Below are 15,125 nucleotides of genomic sequence, written 5' to 3'. Positions count from 1 at the left end.
TCCGCTTTCATTTATTAGTCTTTTGTGTCCCAATTGCCAGTACCACCATAATTGGCAGTTTCATCGGTAGTTTTTTCTTCCTCCGTTCCTGTAGTGGTTGTGGTGGTTGTTTGAGTAGTGGTGCTGCTTGTAGCTGTTTTCGTGTTATTTTGCTTTTGGCCGTTTCCGCCGGTCAAAACACCTAACTGCAGAAGTAGAGCAATGAGTAATTCTATCATGGTTCGTCTTGTTTTTAATGTCTAGATCAAATATGACGGAAAGCCTTACTAATAAAAAGGAAAGGATGTTGCAGAATGTAACTAGAAATAAACGTAGTAAATCTTGCAGATAAGAAGGGAAAATAGCTCTGCAATTGGAAATTACCATTTTTAGTGATTACTTAATCACCTGAAATGGAATGTTTTGTAACTAAAGGTAAGTTGCCTTGAATTACTTTAGCAACAAGATTATCATATAGATTTAGGGTTTCCAAATCTATACCCATTTAAATGTTATTGAACGCATGGAAGAGTTGAAAAAGCTGGTGCAGATTATCCAAAAGCGAGGGGCTTCTGATTCTCAGCTTTTAAATTTTAAGACGAAGCGCCCTAACAAGGAGTGGGTCTTATTTGATGGTCTGGCAACTGGATATATCCAGAATGAGGAAGATGCTCTTAAGTTGCTGTATCCAGAAGAAAACTCTACCGCCGCTTTTAAAATGGTGAAGTCCAGGCTTAGAAAAAAGCTGATGAACCAATTGTTCTTCTTAGATTTTCAAGGGAAGAGCATTAAAAGCTCTCATACCCTGGAGCAGGAGTGCCTGGCAAAGTTGTACCAGGCGCGTGTGCTCATAAACTCTGGCGCCTATGATTTAGCCTTGCCGCTCCTAAGGCAGGTTTTGGCTACGGCGCAGAATTATGACTTCAATGATATTGCCTCCCTGGCACTTCGGTCCTTTATGCATGCCTATGCCAATTTGGGGGAGCGCACGCAGTTTTACAAGGTGACGGAGCAGTTGCTTAACCTGACGCCAAAACTCACCGCCGACCAGGAATCAGAGAAGTTGTTTCTGGAATCCAAAATAGAGTTAAGTCATTCTGTATCTGCCAGAAAAAACCACTTGGGGAAAGTGCGGGAAGTACTAGACAAATTGGAGACATTATGGCAGGAATCCCAATCTTACAACACGTTTGACTACTATTATATTCTTTCCATCTGGGCGCAGGAACTCATTGGAGACTTCATTAAAATTGTAGACATCACCAACGCCTCTGAGGAACTATTGAAAAATAATAAGGTGAACGCTGAACGCTTTGACCACAGATATAATAAATATATTCAGGTATACGCCCACCTGCGCGCCAAAAAGTTAACGGAAGGCATACGGTTAGCCAGTAGGTATGAGACTTCCTTTAACCCGTCCAGCAACAATTGGTTTGCCTTTATGGAGAACTATACCTTGCTGGCTTTGCATGCCAAGCAATATGAGGTGGCGCATGGCATCATGCACAAGGTTCTAACCAACCCTTTCTTTAAGAAGATCACCAAAATGGCACAAGAGCGCTGGAGCCTATTTGAGGCCTATTTGCACCTTATGGCTCCCCAGCATGATGTTCCTTTTAAATGGCAGAATCTAGTACAAAACGTGCCTAGTTATAGTAAAGACAAAGAGGGCTTCAATGTGGCCATTCTTATCTTGCAAGTATTGTACTATGTAGAGATGCTGGACACTGAGGCTCTGGAGTATAGAATGGAAGCGCTGAAAAAATATGCGCACAAGCACTTCAAAGACAGCTTCAGCGAACGAAGTCGGATTTTCTTTAAACTACTGGCCTTGGTGGTGAAAGCAAATTTTGATTTTACGGCCACGCAAAAAAGAGGAGAGGCATTGTACCAAAAGCTGCTTCACACTAATCCGCCCGGTGATGCGTACGCTGAGATAGAGATTGTACCCTATGAGCATTTATGGCTTCTGGTGCTGGAGCGTTTGCAAAAGCAGGAAGCGTAAGCTTTCTTTTTAAAACTGTATCCTATAGCCCAAATAAGGATAAATGCCCAACTGGTAGTATATTTTGGCTTTGTTTTCCTCCAGGTCCCAGCTATAGTACAGCTCGTTTTTTGTGTTCAGGAAGTTGTCTGCGGCGGCATAAATCCAGTGGGTGGTTTTGCGGGTGTTCAATTGGTAAGAAAGTCGAACGTCAGACCTGAAGTAAGGCTTAAGCTGCGGCAGGAAGGCATTAGCCACGTCATAGTGTACTTTGTCTGTGGGTTCATTGATGGTTCTTTCTACGTCTATTGGAATAAACCGTCTCCCGCCAGATAAATTGAAACGTACATCTAAGGACAACAAGTGCCGCTGCTCCTGATCCAGCTGAAACTCCTTGCCAATGAGGATATTAGAGATGTAGCCAACGCTAAAGGTGGTGGGTCTTTCCTTGCCATCTCCGCCTGTAAACCAGGATTGCATCAAGGTCACGTTGCCTAAAGCATAGAATCCTTTCTTCAAGAACCGCTCCAGGGTAAGTTCTATCCCATAGTTTCTGCCATAGCCTTCGCTCACTACGCTGTCTACGGTAACAAAATTGTACTCTGTTCCCTGATTCAGCATAGAAAAAGCTTCTTCCCCGGCTCTTTTACTAACAGGCACCCGGTAATGCTTTTGAAAGAAGACCTCGGTCTTAAAGCGCCAGGCTGTACTGATGTTGTAATTGTACCCTGCCACCACCTGGCTGCTTCTGGTAAAATCTAGTTTATTGTACGGTTGGTTAAAGCCTTCACCTGAAGGGTTAAAGAACTTGTACTCATAATATACCAACGGTTGGGTCTGGCTGTGTAAGCCTGCCGCTAAATATATACGGTGCTCATCTGTGAGGTAATAGCTCGCTGAGATTCTGGGTTCTATAGACCATTTGCCCCCTATGGAGAATAGTTGACTGTACAATCCCACTTGAACATCCAACATGGGACTAAAGGAATACCTGGCTTGCCCATAGCCTTGCAGAATGGAGGCTGACCCCTGAGCGTCTAAAGGGATTTCATACACGTCGCGCAAGTCATAATATACTATCTCCTGGTTGTTGTAGTACATTTTCTGCCAGGAAAGGCCCGTTTTGAACAGCAGCTTCTGGGAAGCTTTGTGCGTGACGTTCAACCTGGAGATGAATTGCTGTTCATAGTTGCGCAGGTAGTAAGACAGCTTGGTGGTTCTGTTCCGGAAGGTGGCAGTGTTGGTGGCTTCCACCTGACTCCCCGAACTGGAAATTATAAACTCTGAGACGGTTTTGGGGGAGAAGGTGAAAGTATGTCTGAGACCGGTTGCAAACATCCTATTAGTCAAGGTATGCTCTGTTCTATACCGTACTTTCCCCCAAGTGGTCGTGTCTGGGTCAAAGTCCATGACGGTGATGTTGCTGGTGCCTCCAATGCCCCACAGTGTAAAGGTCCCAGCCTTGGGAGTGGGCAATTCAATCTTAAAAGAACCGTCCTGATACTTAGGGAGACCGTTGAAACCAATATCCACTCCCAGTTTTTCTAACGGCTGAAACGTGAAAAGGCGCATGCTGCCCAGAAAAGAGCCTCCCCACTTGCCTATCAATGGCCCCTCAGTCACCATTTCCAGCCCATTCAAACCAATCTGCAGGGTGTTTTCAAATTTCTGGTTGTTGCCCGTCCGCATCTTCACATCCATGACGGCACCAATGCGGTTGCCATATTCCGCGGGGAAGGCCCCCGTAAGAAAGTCTGAACTGGCCAGCAGGTTGTTGTTGAGTAGACTGAACGCGCCGCCGGTGTTAGGGGTAAAGGTAAAATGGTTAGGATTGGGAATCTCAACACCTTCTAACCGCCAGAGAACACCCAAGGGAGAGTTGCCGCGCACAATCAAATCATTGCGCTGGTCAGAGGCATTGAGAACGCCGGCGTAATTGGCTGCCATGCGGCTGGGGTCTTGCCTTGAGCCAGCAAACCGATTGATTTCATCTGTCCTGAGCGTATGCACGCTAGAAACGATTAATTGGTTTTGGGGCAGGGACTTATCACTTTCCGCTTCAATCACAATCTCCATTCCGGGAGTGAGGCTTTCTTCCAGCGTAGCGCTGACAATGGCCTCCTTTCCCGCCACCACCAACAGGTTGGAAATCTCTGCCTCCTGATATCCTATATAGGTGATTCTAAGAATATGGCGGCCTATGCTCACTTTAGGAATCAGGAAAGAACCATCTTCTCGGGTGGTAACAGCTCGTATAGGAGATTCAGACACCAGAATTACAGTGGCCCCTATCAGCGGAGTCTGAATGGCAGCATCTACCACGGTTCCGCGTATGTTTTGGGTATAAGGTTTGGCAGATTCTCCCAATCCATTGTTGAGGCTCCGGCGCAGAACCACTTGTTCCCCTACTAACTGATAGCTAAGACCCAGGCAGGAGGTAAGCTGCCTTAAAGCTTTTTGCAAACTAACTGTTTCTGTGGCGCAGGTAACCCTTGAAGTTACATCAACCTGCTCATTGCTAAAGGAAAAATTGAGGGAATACCGTTGTTCCAGGTCCTGGAGTACTTGAGAAAGCGGCGTGTTTTGGTAGTCGAAGGAGATTTTGGGAGCTTTTCCTTTGGCCGTTTTCTGCCCAGCGGCTTCCTGGGTAAAAAGCAGGAGCAGCAGACAGAAGATGGAAAGTTTAAACAAAGGCGGCAAACCCATAGGTGGAAGTGCTGAGGAGGGCCGGGGGAGGCGCAAGGATTTACCGCAAATTCAGATTTTTATGGATTAATTACAATAGTCAAAGCTCCTGCAAAAGAGGCTTCAGAGAAAAATAACAGACTCTCTTTATTTGTTGCTGTCAATAAGTTTGCCTGAGCTGGTGGTATAGGTAGACGTGAACCATGGCTGGCCTCTGTAATACACATTTCCCGTGCCCGTAATGATCACCTCTAGGAAGTTGTTCACCCAAACTTGTTGGTAGCCAGAACCTGTAAGAGTGGTTTTAGCAGAATCTGTGGCCATTGCAAAACCGCGTAATCTGCCAGACCCGCTCAAAGTGGACTCAAGATAAGAAGTGCTCCCGAAGAGGTCCACATCGCCGGAGCCTGAGTGAAGCACGTACAGTTTTTTCAAATTCCCAGAATAGTCAATAAACCCAGAACCGGACATGGTCAGACGAAGCTTATCAGGGGAGGGCACAGACTGCACGTAAATTTGCCCAGAGCTTTTCAACTCCACATTCTCTACATGCGGCATGGAGATATAGAACTTGGTTTCTTCATCTGCATACTCCAGGCATGCGTCTGACCGGATTACTAAGGTATTGGATACCACCTCGGTTTTCACCTCTTTCAAAATATCTTGGTAGGCTTCTACTCGTACACGTTGGGGACCTTCTATGAGGAAAACCTTGCCCGGAATGCGCAAATCAACTCCGGTGAAGGACGCCATGTCCCGAACTTCTTCTCTTACTTCTCCGCTGCCCTGCAAACAAGGACCATCGGCTAGGATATCACAGGAGGTGAACGCCAGTGACAAGCAAAAGCATGTACTTAAAAAAGAGAATCTGAGTAAGTTCATGGTAATGGAACTTGCCCGGCGGGTGGCTTATTGACAGCCGTCGCCGGAGATAATATAATTGTTGGCCGTTGGCTGTAGAACGGTAAATCCATTTGAGGCAGCCAGAACCGCCAAGACCTCTTTTAAGTGAGGATGATTAAAAGTACCTGTAAAAGTGCAGTGTTGTAAGGTGTTGTTGTTTAAGGTGATATCAACTCCAAAGTAGGCTTCTAGGGTTTTCTCCATCTGCCCTAACGTAGTGCCTTTGAAGGTAAGCGTCTGCCAGGTAGGAGCCAAGGCCTCTTCTGTCAGCTGCTTCTCCACTTGCCCGTTAGCGTTTAACCTTCCGGTGAATCCTGGGGTAAGAATCACGTTGTTTTGGGTTTGCAGAGAGGAGAAGGAGACTTTGCCCGTAGAAACCGTCACGGCTACCTCTTTTTCGTCTTTAAGGGCCCATACGTTGAAAGACGTGCCCAGCACTTTAGTTTGAGCATCGCCGCTGGTAATAAGAAAGGGCTTGCTGGGGTTTTTCTGTACTTCAAAAAATCCTTCGCCGGTGAGTTCCACCTTGCGTTCATCGCCCTCAAAGGAGGCTAGGTAGCGTAAAGTGGAATTTTCATTCAGGACCACTCGGCTGCTGTCTGGAAGGTAGAACACCTTGCGTTCGCCGGTGAGCGTGGCAACCTGCGTCCATTCTTCAGAGCCGCCAAAACGGGAGTATCCTAACCATGCCAAGCCCGCCGCCAACACAAAAACAGCAGCAAATTTGGCAAGAGAGCTCCAGTTAAACATAGGTAGTACCACCGCTTCCTGCGCCTCTACTGCTGGGATAACCGGAGTATGGATATTTGCTTTGGCGCATACTTTCTGCCAGGCTGCGCGGGCATCTGGCTCAAAAGCGGAGTGCTGCTCCAGACCTACTCGTTGCCAGGTTTCCAGGGCATCGGTCCATTGCTGGGCATGCGACTCCTCTTGGGCAAGCCAGGCAGAGAACTCTTTTTGTTCCTCATCATTCAGCTCTCCGCGGAGGGCCTTTGCCATAAGCACCCATTCTGGGCTCTCATGGTTGACAGGTGTTGTTTGTGTCATGTTGCTTGTAAGACAGATGAAGTAAGGGGCACCCCTATCCTCAAATGAAAAAATATTATTTTATTGCTAACCCAGGTAGGTACAGCAGTTTAACCACCTAAAAAGTAGAACAATACCAGAAGGCCCAGCAGGCGCTCGCGCAGAATGCGCAGGGCCTTGCCCATTTGGTTCTCAACGGTCTTAGGGGAAATTTCCAGCGTCTCGGCTATCTCTTTGTAGGTCAGTTCCTCAAAGCGGCTCATTTCAAAGATAAGCCGGCACTGGGGAGGCAAGGCGGCCAGGGCCTGCTGCACCTTGGTTTCCATCTCGGCGCCTTCCAATAGGTCCATGGTGGTATTGGCAGAAAAGGCTTCTTCAAACGGCGAGGTATCTTCTGTGAGCACCAGGCGTTTTTGCTTTTCTAAGTAGTTGAGGGATTGATTGGTAACAGACCTTACCAGATAGGCCTTGTACGAGGTGGTGACCTCCAGTACCTCACGGTTCTGCCATATCTTGCAGAAAACCTCCTGCACAAGGTCTTCAGCGGCTTCTGTGTCCTTGGTAAACCGTAGGGCCGTACGGCACAATAGGCCATAGTACTCCTTAAAGAGCTTCTCCATGAACAAAGCCTCATTGGTTTTGAGCAGAAGGTGTAAGTCCTGGTCTGGGCTTGGTGCAGGTGAACCCATAAGTGGCATGATTTAAAGTAGCTTGCAAAGATAAAAGAAGCGCAGAGGGTTCCTACTTTTGTGACTCTAAAATCACAGACTTGGCTGTTTAAAGAAAGATTTTCCGTAACTAGCCTTACAAAAGCGGCCTCAACCTGCCTGCCTTTACCTTATGGAGAAACTCATTAAAAACGACCCAAAGATTCTGCGGGCCTGGTGCTTTTATGACTGGGCTAACTCAGTGTACTCATTGGTGATTACCACCGCCATTTTCCCTATTTACTACGTGGCCCTCACTAAAAAGGACAACGGAGACCAGGTGAGCTTTTTTGGCTGGGATATTTCTGCCTCGGTGCTGTACAGCTACGCCTTGACGGGGGCATTTCTAATCATCGCTTTTTTAAGCCCATTGCTGACGGCATTGGCAGACTCCGGCGGAAACAAGAAGTCCTTCATGCGCTTTTTTGCCTATATGGGGTCTTTTGCGTGCATGGGGCTGTTCTTTTTCACGGAGCAGACGTTCTCCATTTCTGTGCTGTTGTTCATGATTGCGGCCATTGGCTACAGCGGCAGTATTGTATTTTACAATGCTTACCTGCCAGAGATTGCCACCGAAGACCAGTTTGATAAGCTTAGTGCGCGGGGTTTCTCCTTAGGGTACATTGGTAGCATGATTCTGCTGATCGTTTCCCTGGTATTAGTGCTATTTCCAGAAAAGATAGGCATTACGGACTCTGCCTTGCCCGCTAGAATCTCCTTCCTGATGACCGGACTCTGGTGGTTTGGCTTCGCGCAATACTCATTTGCCTACCTGCCTCACAATCCCTATCAGAGAGAAAGCAAAGGTAATTTCTTGCTGAACGGTTTTAAAGAGCTGGGTTTGGTAGTGCGACAGTTAAAGCACCTTCCTTTGCTGAAGCGGTTTTTGCTGGCCTTCTTCTTTTATAATATGGGCGTGCAGACGGTTATGTATGTGGCTTCTCTGTTTGGCTCCAAAGAACTGAACCTCCCTGATTCTTCCTTAATCACGGTGTTGCTCATCATTCAGGCCGTAGCCATTGGGGGCGCGTATTTCTTTGCATGGCTGTCTGGCAGGATTGGGAACATTAAGGCCATTGCCATCACGGTCATTATTTGGGTGGGAATCACGGTAGGCGCGTACTTTGTGACGACTGGCACGCAGTATTATGTGTTGGCCTTTGTGGTGGGCGCGGTGATGGGCGGCATTCAGTCCCTGTCCAGGTCTACCTACAGCAAATTGCTCCCCGAAACTACCGACCACGCCTCTTACTTCAGTTTCTATGACATCTGCGACAAGGTAGGGTTGGCCATGGGAAGTTTAGCCTTCGGCGTGACGCAGCAGATTTTCGGGTCCATGCGCAACAGCATCCTCACCTTGTTGGTCTTCTTTGTGATTGGCCTCATCATCCTGCTTACCATCAAAAGCCGGAAGCTCTCTGGCGAGGAAGAACCTGTGCCTGCCATAGCGTAAGAGCTTCCTTCAATGGGACAGCCTCTGTTTTTGGCCTATTTCTCAGAAAATAGGCCAAAAACAGAGGCTGTTTTGTATCTAACTTTAAGTGAATCTCCTCGAAAGCGAACTTAAAAAGTATAATTGTCCAGGTTCAATTTGTTGACATCTTCATAGAGCATATATCCTCTGGTGTCCTTACGCATTCCAGATTCAACCGCATGTCTATCCAAAAAAACGAGGACAAATTATCCGCCGATTACAACATGAAATTCTAAGGCCGAATTAAACTAAAATAAAAACGCCAACCGGTAGAGGTTGGCGTTTTTGGCTTATTTTCTGGAAAACAGGTGAAAAACGGTACTACTTCTTGCCGTAGACTTTCTCTCCGTTTACATACGTAGAAAGCACTTTCACATCTCTCAGTTCTTCTGGGGCCACCGTCATGATGTCCTTCTCCAGAATCACAAAGTCGGCTACCTTACCTGGTTCCAGGCTGCCTTTCTGTTTTTCCTCAAAGTTAGCGAACGCGGCCCAAATAGTGGTGCCTCGCAAAGCTTCTTCCCTGGTCAGGGCATTATCCATCTGGAAGCCGCCTTTAGGGTAGTTTTTAGCGTCTTGGCGGGCCACTGCCGCATGGAAACCATACAAGGGATTGATGTGCTCCACCGGAAAGTCTGAACCCAGCGGAATCATGTTGTTCTGCTGTAACAGCGCCTTGAAAGCATAGGCGTGTTTCAACCTATCCATGCCCAAGCGCTCCCCGGCCCAGTACATGTCTGATGTTGCGTGCGTTGGCTGCACCGATGGCAGAATGCTATACTTGCCAAACAAAGGCACATCCACTGGGTTGACCACCTGCGCGTGCTCAATGCGCCAGCGGCGGTCATTCTTGCCTTTGAGCAGATTGCCGTAAATCTGCAAAATGACGCGGTTGGCAGAATCCCCGATGGCGTGGGTGTTCATCTGGAAATCTGTCTTGTAAATCTCAGCCGCCAGGTCTTTGTACTCCTGCACGGTTTGTAACAAGAATCCTGTCTCACCGGGGCGGTCTGTGTACGGATGCAACAGACAGGCGCCACGGGAGCCCAGGGCGCCGTCTGCATATACCTTAAATGCCTTCACCGTTAAACGGTCTGTGCTGTACGGGCCGCTCTTAAAATAATGGTCTCGGTTCTCTTTGGACGGGTTGAGCATGGCGTACACCCGTATCTTCAACTCGTTTTTCTTTTGCAGCGAGTCAATCAGGTTCACCGCAGATTTAGGCAAGCCAGCGTCTACCACAGACGTCAAGCCAACGGCAAAGAGATTCTGCTCAGCCTCTTTTAACACCTGCGTGTATTCTGCCACAGTAGGCGTAGGGATTTTAGCCACCACCTGGTCTGCGGCGCGGTCTACCAAAATACCAGTGAGCTTGCCGTTCTGCTGCTCAATCTTGCCACCCTGCACAGGCGTTGACGTGGTAATGCCCGCCAGATCCAAAGCCTTTTGATTAGCCAGGGAGGCGTGGCCGTCTACGCGCTCAATAATGACCGGCGTGTCAGGGAAAAGCTTGTCCAGCGTGTCTTTGGTAGGAAACTGCTTAACCTGCCAGTCGTTCTGATCCCAGCCTCTGCCGGTTAACCACGCCGACGATGGATATTCTTTTCTGTGGGCCTGCAGGCGCTGCACAACCTCAGCAAAAGAAGTGGTGCCCACCAGGTCTGCTTCGCGCTGGTTGGTAGCATAGCCTACAAAGTGGGCATGCGCATCAATGAAGCCCGGGTACAGAGATTTGCCCTGAGCATCTACCTCTTCGGTGGCCTTGTATTTCTTCCGGAGGTCGTTAGTGGTGCCCACGGCCAAAATCTTTCCGTCTTTTACCGCAATAGCCTCCGCCTTGGCAAACTGGTCATCTACGGTATACACGTTGGCATTGTACACCAGCAAATCTGCCTGGTCACCTGCGTTGCGTTGGCAGCTGGACAGGAGGGAGGCGCACAGCAGGACCCCCAGGCCCCAGTGTGAAATCTTCTTAGTCATAGCGCAAGTGTTTCACAGACTCGCCTGAGTCTCTAAGCTCCAACAAAGAGTCAATGCCTATCTGTAAGTGCTTGGTCACATAGTCGGCGGTCACGCGCAGGTCACTTTCAGAGGTTTTCACGCCGTCTGGCGTCATTGGGTTGTCAGACACCAGCAACAACGCTCCGTGCGGAATTTCATTGATGAAGCCCACCACAAAAATGGTAGCCGTTTCCATGTCCACGCCCAAGGCTCTGATAGAACGCAGGTATTCCTTGAACTTCTCATCGTGCTCCCATACGCGGCGGTTGGTGGTGTATACGGTGCCGGTCCAATAGTCCAGTTCGTGCTTTTTGATCATGGAAGAAACCGCGCGCTGCAAACGGAACGAAGGCAGGGCCGGAATTTCAGGTGGAAGGTAGTCATTGGACGTTCCCTCGCCTCTGATGGCCGCAATAGGCAAAATCAAATCGCCTAGTTTGGCTTTCTTCAAGCCACCGCATTTGCCCAGGAAAAGAGCAGCCTTCGGCTTAATGGCAGAAAGCAAATCCATCACCGTGGCAGCCATGGCGCTTCCCATCCCGAAGTTGATGATGGTAATGTTCTCAGCCGTGGCGGTCTGCATGGGCTTGTCCTGGCCTTTCATTTCCACGCCGAACTGCTCAGAGAACATCACCACGTAGTTGAGGAAGTTGGTCAGGAGGATGTACTCGCCAAACTCGTTTAAGGGCCTGCCGGTATAGCGGGGCAGCCAGTTCTCTACAATTTCTTCTTTTGTCTTCATAGGTTGTTTTTTGCTTAATTCCAGGAAAACAGCCGATAAACGGAATCTCAACAAATGCTATCTTTGAGGGATGGAGCAGTTGACTTTACCGGCGTTTGACTACAAACTTAAGGATTCTGGAGGGAAAACCTGTATATACGATGTAGTACGCAAGAAATGGCTGGTCTTAACCCCTGAAGAGTGGGTACGGCAGCATGTCATCCATTTCCTCCATAAGCACCTCGCTTACCCGCTCAGCCTGATGGGCGTAGAGCGCGGAACCACCTACAACACCCTTCAAAAGCGCACCGACCTCTGCATCTACAGCCATGAAGGGACGGCTCTTTTGCTGGTAGAATGCAAAGCTCCGCACGTACCACTCACGTCCACCACGGTGCAGCAGGCTGCCGTCTACAACCAAACCATTCAGGCTCCTTTTCTTTTCCTCAGTAACGGCCTCCAGCATTACTGCTGGCAAGTAGGTCCAGACGGCATCAGTCTTTCATCTTTAGAAACCTTACCAACCTTCGCCCAGCTCCAACTTCAATGGGAAGCATCCCGGTAGGCTGACATTCTCCCCGTTTTTAGCGTATTTTCTGGAAAACGGGCTAAAAACTGTGGGTTTAGTTAATTGCTATACGTATCGACTTATTCTGCAGTATTTATCATTCCAACTTCACTAAACTGGCGGGGAGCTTTTTTCTACAGGTGTAAACACCCCCCTCGCCCCCCTCTAAGGGGGAATCCGCACTTGGCGAAGGATGATGCACCGGTTCCCCAGCGAAAGAGGTGGGAGGCTGATACCCAGGGCAGCCTCAGACTGCCCGCCACGGTGGGTCCAGGTTATAAGCTTGAACCAGACGCGGGAAATCAGATAAGTAAAACCGTGCCTTGGCACGCATGCCTCTGCAGCGACAGGAACCGCAATTGCCAGCAACAAGCGAACCAAGCATCCTACAAAAGCAGAACTGGGACCCAAGCCAGTCCTGGTCCTGAGCGCCTCTGGTGTTTGTGCGCCGCGGGCAGCGGCGGCAGGGACAAAGTCCCACAAACAACAGCAGCGCGAAGGGACAGGACGTGGCCCCGCGGCCGTGAGCGCTTAGCAGACACAATGAAACAAGGCAGTGAGTGCGCTCCGGAACAGGCGGAAACTACGAAGGAAAGGCCAACGGAAGTGCACTGCCGGCAACAGGGAACATATTAACTACTGGAGAAGTAGTCTTGGTCGTTGATGAGAACACCAACAACGGCGGGCGATGGCAATTGCAGGAGGATAAGTAGGTGAGCACATAAACCACGGAAGTGGCAAAGATTATCAACCCCAGCAAAAGGAAATCTTTCAGAGGGCTGAGTCCCAATCTTCAAAATACAAGGGAAAAAAAAGAAAATCGTTTTTCGCCTCTTTCCTGGAAAACAATAAAAAAACAAACCAAAATCAGCTTAATTCCTTAATAAACAAAAGCGCCTCCTGATTTGCATCAGGAGGCGCTTCCAAGTTATGGTTGATCAGCTTACGCTAGAACATCTGCTACATTCACCAGAGGGAGATTGAAGGCCTCAGCCACACCTGGATATACTACTTTCCCATCCACCACGTTCAAACCTAGTTTCAGCTCGTCGCGCTCCTGGCATGCCTGCTTCCAGCCTTTGTTGGCAAGCAAGATGGCATATGGCAAGGTAGCGTTGGTCAAGGCTAGGGTAGAGGTGTAAGGAACCGCACCTGGCATGTTGGCTACGCAATAATGCACCACGTCGTCAATGATGAAGGTGGGGTTCTCATGGGTGGTAGGCTTACACGTTTCAATGCAACCGCCTTGGTCAACGGCTACGTCCACGAGTACGGTGCCTGGCTTCATGTCTTTCAACATGTCACGGGTGATCAAGTGAGGAGCCTTCGCGCCTGGGATCAATACGGCACCAATGATCAAATCAGCGGTTTTGATGGCTTCTTTGATGTTGTAGTGGTTAGACATCACCGTGGTCACGTTGGCTGGCATGAAGTCATCCAGTTCACGCAGACGCTTCAAGCTAATGTCCATGATGGTCACGCGGGCGCCAAAGCCAGCAGCAATCTTAGCTGCCTGAGTACCCACAATACCACCGCCCAATACCAATACATTGGCAGGAGGAACGCCTGGTACGCCGCCTAGCAAGATGCCGCGGCCTTTCAATGGTTTCTCCAGGTATTTTGCGCCTTCCTGCGGAGCCATGCGGCCGGCCACTTCGCTCATTGGAATCAACAACGGCAAAGAACGGTCCTTCAACTCAACGGTTTCGTAGGCCAAACACGTTGCCTTACGCTCAATCATGGCGTGCGTCAATGGCTCATAAGAGGCAAAGTGGAAATACGTGAACAGCAACTGGCCTTCTTTGATCAGGCTGTATTCCTGCTCAATCGGCTCTTTTACTTTCACAATCATCTCCGCGATGGCGTACACTTCTTCAATGGTTGGAAGAATGGTGGCACCGGCGCCTACGTACTCTTCATTTGAGAAGCCGCTTCCCTCACCAGCCGTAGCTTGTACGTACACGGTGTGGCCATTTTTAACAAACTCTGCCACGCCGCCCGGGGTAAGGGCTACGCGGTTTTCGTTGTTTTTAATCTCCTTTGGAAGACCTATAATCATTATATGAAAAATTAAAAGATGTAGAATTTGCGGGCAAATATACGCCAACCCACTAGCAATTTTGCAAGTAACCGCCCATTTAATAGCAGTTTAAAATTTTAACCGTCGTTTTTAGGCTAATTCCCTAAAAACAGGCCAAAAACGGATTGGGGTTAAATAAAAAAAGGCAAGGATTGAATCCTTGCCATTAGTACAAAATAAAACTATGAAAAAACTATTTAAAAGGGACGCTGCCCTTGTTAATCTTAACTGCGCTTTGCTTTGCTAAGCTTTCCACCACTTTGGCCTTAAGGGTAAGGCTGGTGGCCGAGCCGGTGATGTCATTAGAAGCTAATGTTACCGTCTCTATTCTGTCTTGCAACACCTGCGGGTTGTAAGTTAGTTCCAACTTGGCAGATTGTCCTGGCTTTACTACCGCCGGAGACAGTTTATAGGTTACGCAATTGCAGGCCGTTTGTAGGCCAGATACGTTTAAATCCTGTTTTCCGGTGTTTTTCAAAGTGAATTTGGCCGTCACTTTCTGGCCTTTTTCCACCTTCCCGAAGTCATACGTTGAGCTGGTCAGCTCAATTTTTGGCGAGGCGGCCAATTGCTCAGGCGTATGGGCCGGGGCAGCCGGGGCGCTCGTCACCGTTCCTTTGATGAACAGCATCTGGGTCTCCTGAGTAGAGTTAGACGTAATGGTCAGGGCCTTGTTAAAGGCACCCGGACGGCCCACTGTGTTGTAACCAGCCTTGATGACGCTGGTGGCACCCGGGGCAATGGGCTCTTTTGACCACTCAGGCGTGGTGCAACCGCAAGAAGCCTGTACGTGGCTAATAATCACCGGAGCATTGCCCGTGTTCTTCACTTTGAACTCATAGGTGGCCACGCCGCCTTCTTTGATGGTTCCAAAGTCATGGGTTTCTTTTTCAAAGGTCAATACACCTTGAGCAGCAGCTACACCCTGAGACAGCACTACCAGTGCCAGCGCCAGAAAAAGATAGATTTTCTTCATAGTAAATGATCGTTAAGT

Annotated in this window: 12 protein-coding genes; 3 read left to right on the top strand and 9 right to left on the bottom strand. The window is 48.7% G+C overall.

Going from position 1 to position 15,125, the window contains the following annotated elements; all coding sequences use genetic code 11:
• Positions 1-14 precede the first annotated feature (14 nt).
• The gene (locus GU926_RS03960; protein WP_160689232.1) at positions 15-218 is read right to left on the bottom strand and encodes a hypothetical protein; all 204 of its coding nucleotides are present in this window, start codon (positions 216-218) and stop codon (positions 15-17) included.
• A gap of 284 nt (positions 219-502) precedes the next feature.
• On the opposite strand from GU926_RS03960, the gene GU926_RS03955 reads away from it, so the two are divergent.
• Entirely contained in the window at positions 503-1,987 is a 1,485-nt protein-coding gene (locus GU926_RS03955; RefSeq protein WP_160689230.1) for a hypothetical protein, read from the top strand.
• 9 nt (positions 1,988-1,996) lie between these two features.
• Here GU926_RS03955 and GU926_RS03950 read toward each other — a convergent pair whose 3' ends face one another.
• The 4 genes from GU926_RS03950 to GU926_RS03935 all read right to left on the bottom strand — a co-directional run bounded on the left by GU926_RS03950 (position 1,997) and on the right by GU926_RS03935 (position 7,269).
• On the bottom strand, positions 1,997-4,672 hold the full coding sequence (locus GU926_RS03950) for a TonB-dependent receptor (RefSeq protein WP_160689228.1): 2,676 nt from the start codon (positions 4,670-4,672) through the stop codon (positions 1,997-1,999).
• Positions 4,673-4,798: 126 nt separating this feature from the next.
• The gene (locus GU926_RS03945) at positions 4,799-5,533 is read right to left on the bottom strand and encodes a head GIN domain-containing protein (protein WP_160689226.1); all 735 of its coding nucleotides are present in this window, start codon (positions 5,531-5,533) and stop codon (positions 4,799-4,801) included.
• A 27-nt stretch (positions 5,534-5,560) separates the two neighbouring features.
• On the bottom strand, positions 5,561-6,601 hold the full coding sequence (locus GU926_RS03940; RefSeq protein ID WP_160689224.1) for a FecR domain-containing protein: 1,041 nt from the start codon (positions 6,599-6,601) through the stop codon (positions 5,561-5,563).
• An 89-nt stretch (positions 6,602-6,690) separates the two neighbouring features.
• Positions 6,691-7,269 carry an RNA polymerase sigma-70 factor gene (locus GU926_RS03935; RefSeq protein ID WP_232058419.1) on the bottom strand — a complete coding sequence of 193 codons (579 nt, stop codon included), beginning with the start codon at positions 7,267-7,269 and terminating at the stop codon, positions 6,691-6,693.
• Positions 7,270-7,420: 151 nt separating this feature from the next.
• Here GU926_RS03935 and GU926_RS03930 point away from each other — a divergent pair, with 151 nt between their 5' ends.
• Positions 7,421-8,740: an MFS transporter gene (locus GU926_RS03930; protein ID WP_160689222.1), complete on the top strand. Its 1,320-nt coding sequence runs from the start codon at positions 7,421-7,423 to the stop codon at positions 8,738-8,740.
• Between the two features lie 342 nt (positions 8,741-9,082).
• Here the strand turns inward: GU926_RS03930 and GU926_RS03925 are convergent, their stop codons facing one another.
• Entirely contained in the window at positions 9,083-10,741 is a 1,659-nt protein-coding gene (locus GU926_RS03925) for an amidohydrolase (RefSeq protein ID WP_160689220.1), read from the bottom strand.
• Complete coding sequence (locus tag GU926_RS03920; RefSeq protein ID WP_160689218.1) at positions 10,734-11,504, bottom strand: AMP nucleosidase; 771 nt, start codon at positions 11,502-11,504, stop codon at positions 10,734-10,736. Before GU926_RS03920 ends, GU926_RS03925 begins: the two co-directional genes overlap by 8 nt.
• Before the next feature lie 70 nt (positions 11,505-11,574).
• Between GU926_RS03920 and GU926_RS03915 the strand changes: the two genes are divergently transcribed.
• Entirely contained in the window at positions 11,575-12,048 is a 474-nt protein-coding gene (locus GU926_RS03915) for a type I restriction enzyme HsdR N-terminal domain-containing protein (protein ID WP_160689215.1), read from the top strand.
• A 946-nt stretch (positions 12,049-12,994) separates the two neighbouring features.
• Here the strand turns inward: GU926_RS03915 and ald are convergent.
• Together ald and GU926_RS03905 are read right to left on the bottom strand one after the other, a co-directional pair.
• On the bottom strand, positions 12,995-14,110 hold the full coding sequence (ald, locus tag GU926_RS03910) for an alanine dehydrogenase (RefSeq protein ID WP_160689213.1): 1,116 nt from the start codon (positions 14,108-14,110) through the stop codon (positions 12,995-12,997).
• 214 nt (positions 14,111-14,324) lie between these two features.
• Entirely contained in the window at positions 14,325-15,107 is a 783-nt protein-coding gene (locus GU926_RS03905) for a DUF1573 domain-containing protein (RefSeq protein ID WP_160689211.1), read from the bottom strand.
• Between the last annotated feature and the right edge of the window lie 18 nt (positions 15,108-15,125).

The sequence above is a fragment of the Nibribacter ruber genome (genome assembly GCF_009913235.1).
In the GTDB taxonomy this organism is placed as follows: domain Bacteria; phylum Bacteroidota; class Bacteroidia; order Cytophagales; family Hymenobacteraceae; genus Nibribacter; species Nibribacter ruber.
Note: the sequence above shows the minus strand (reverse complement) of the source record. Positions and strands in the feature narration are given on the sequence as shown.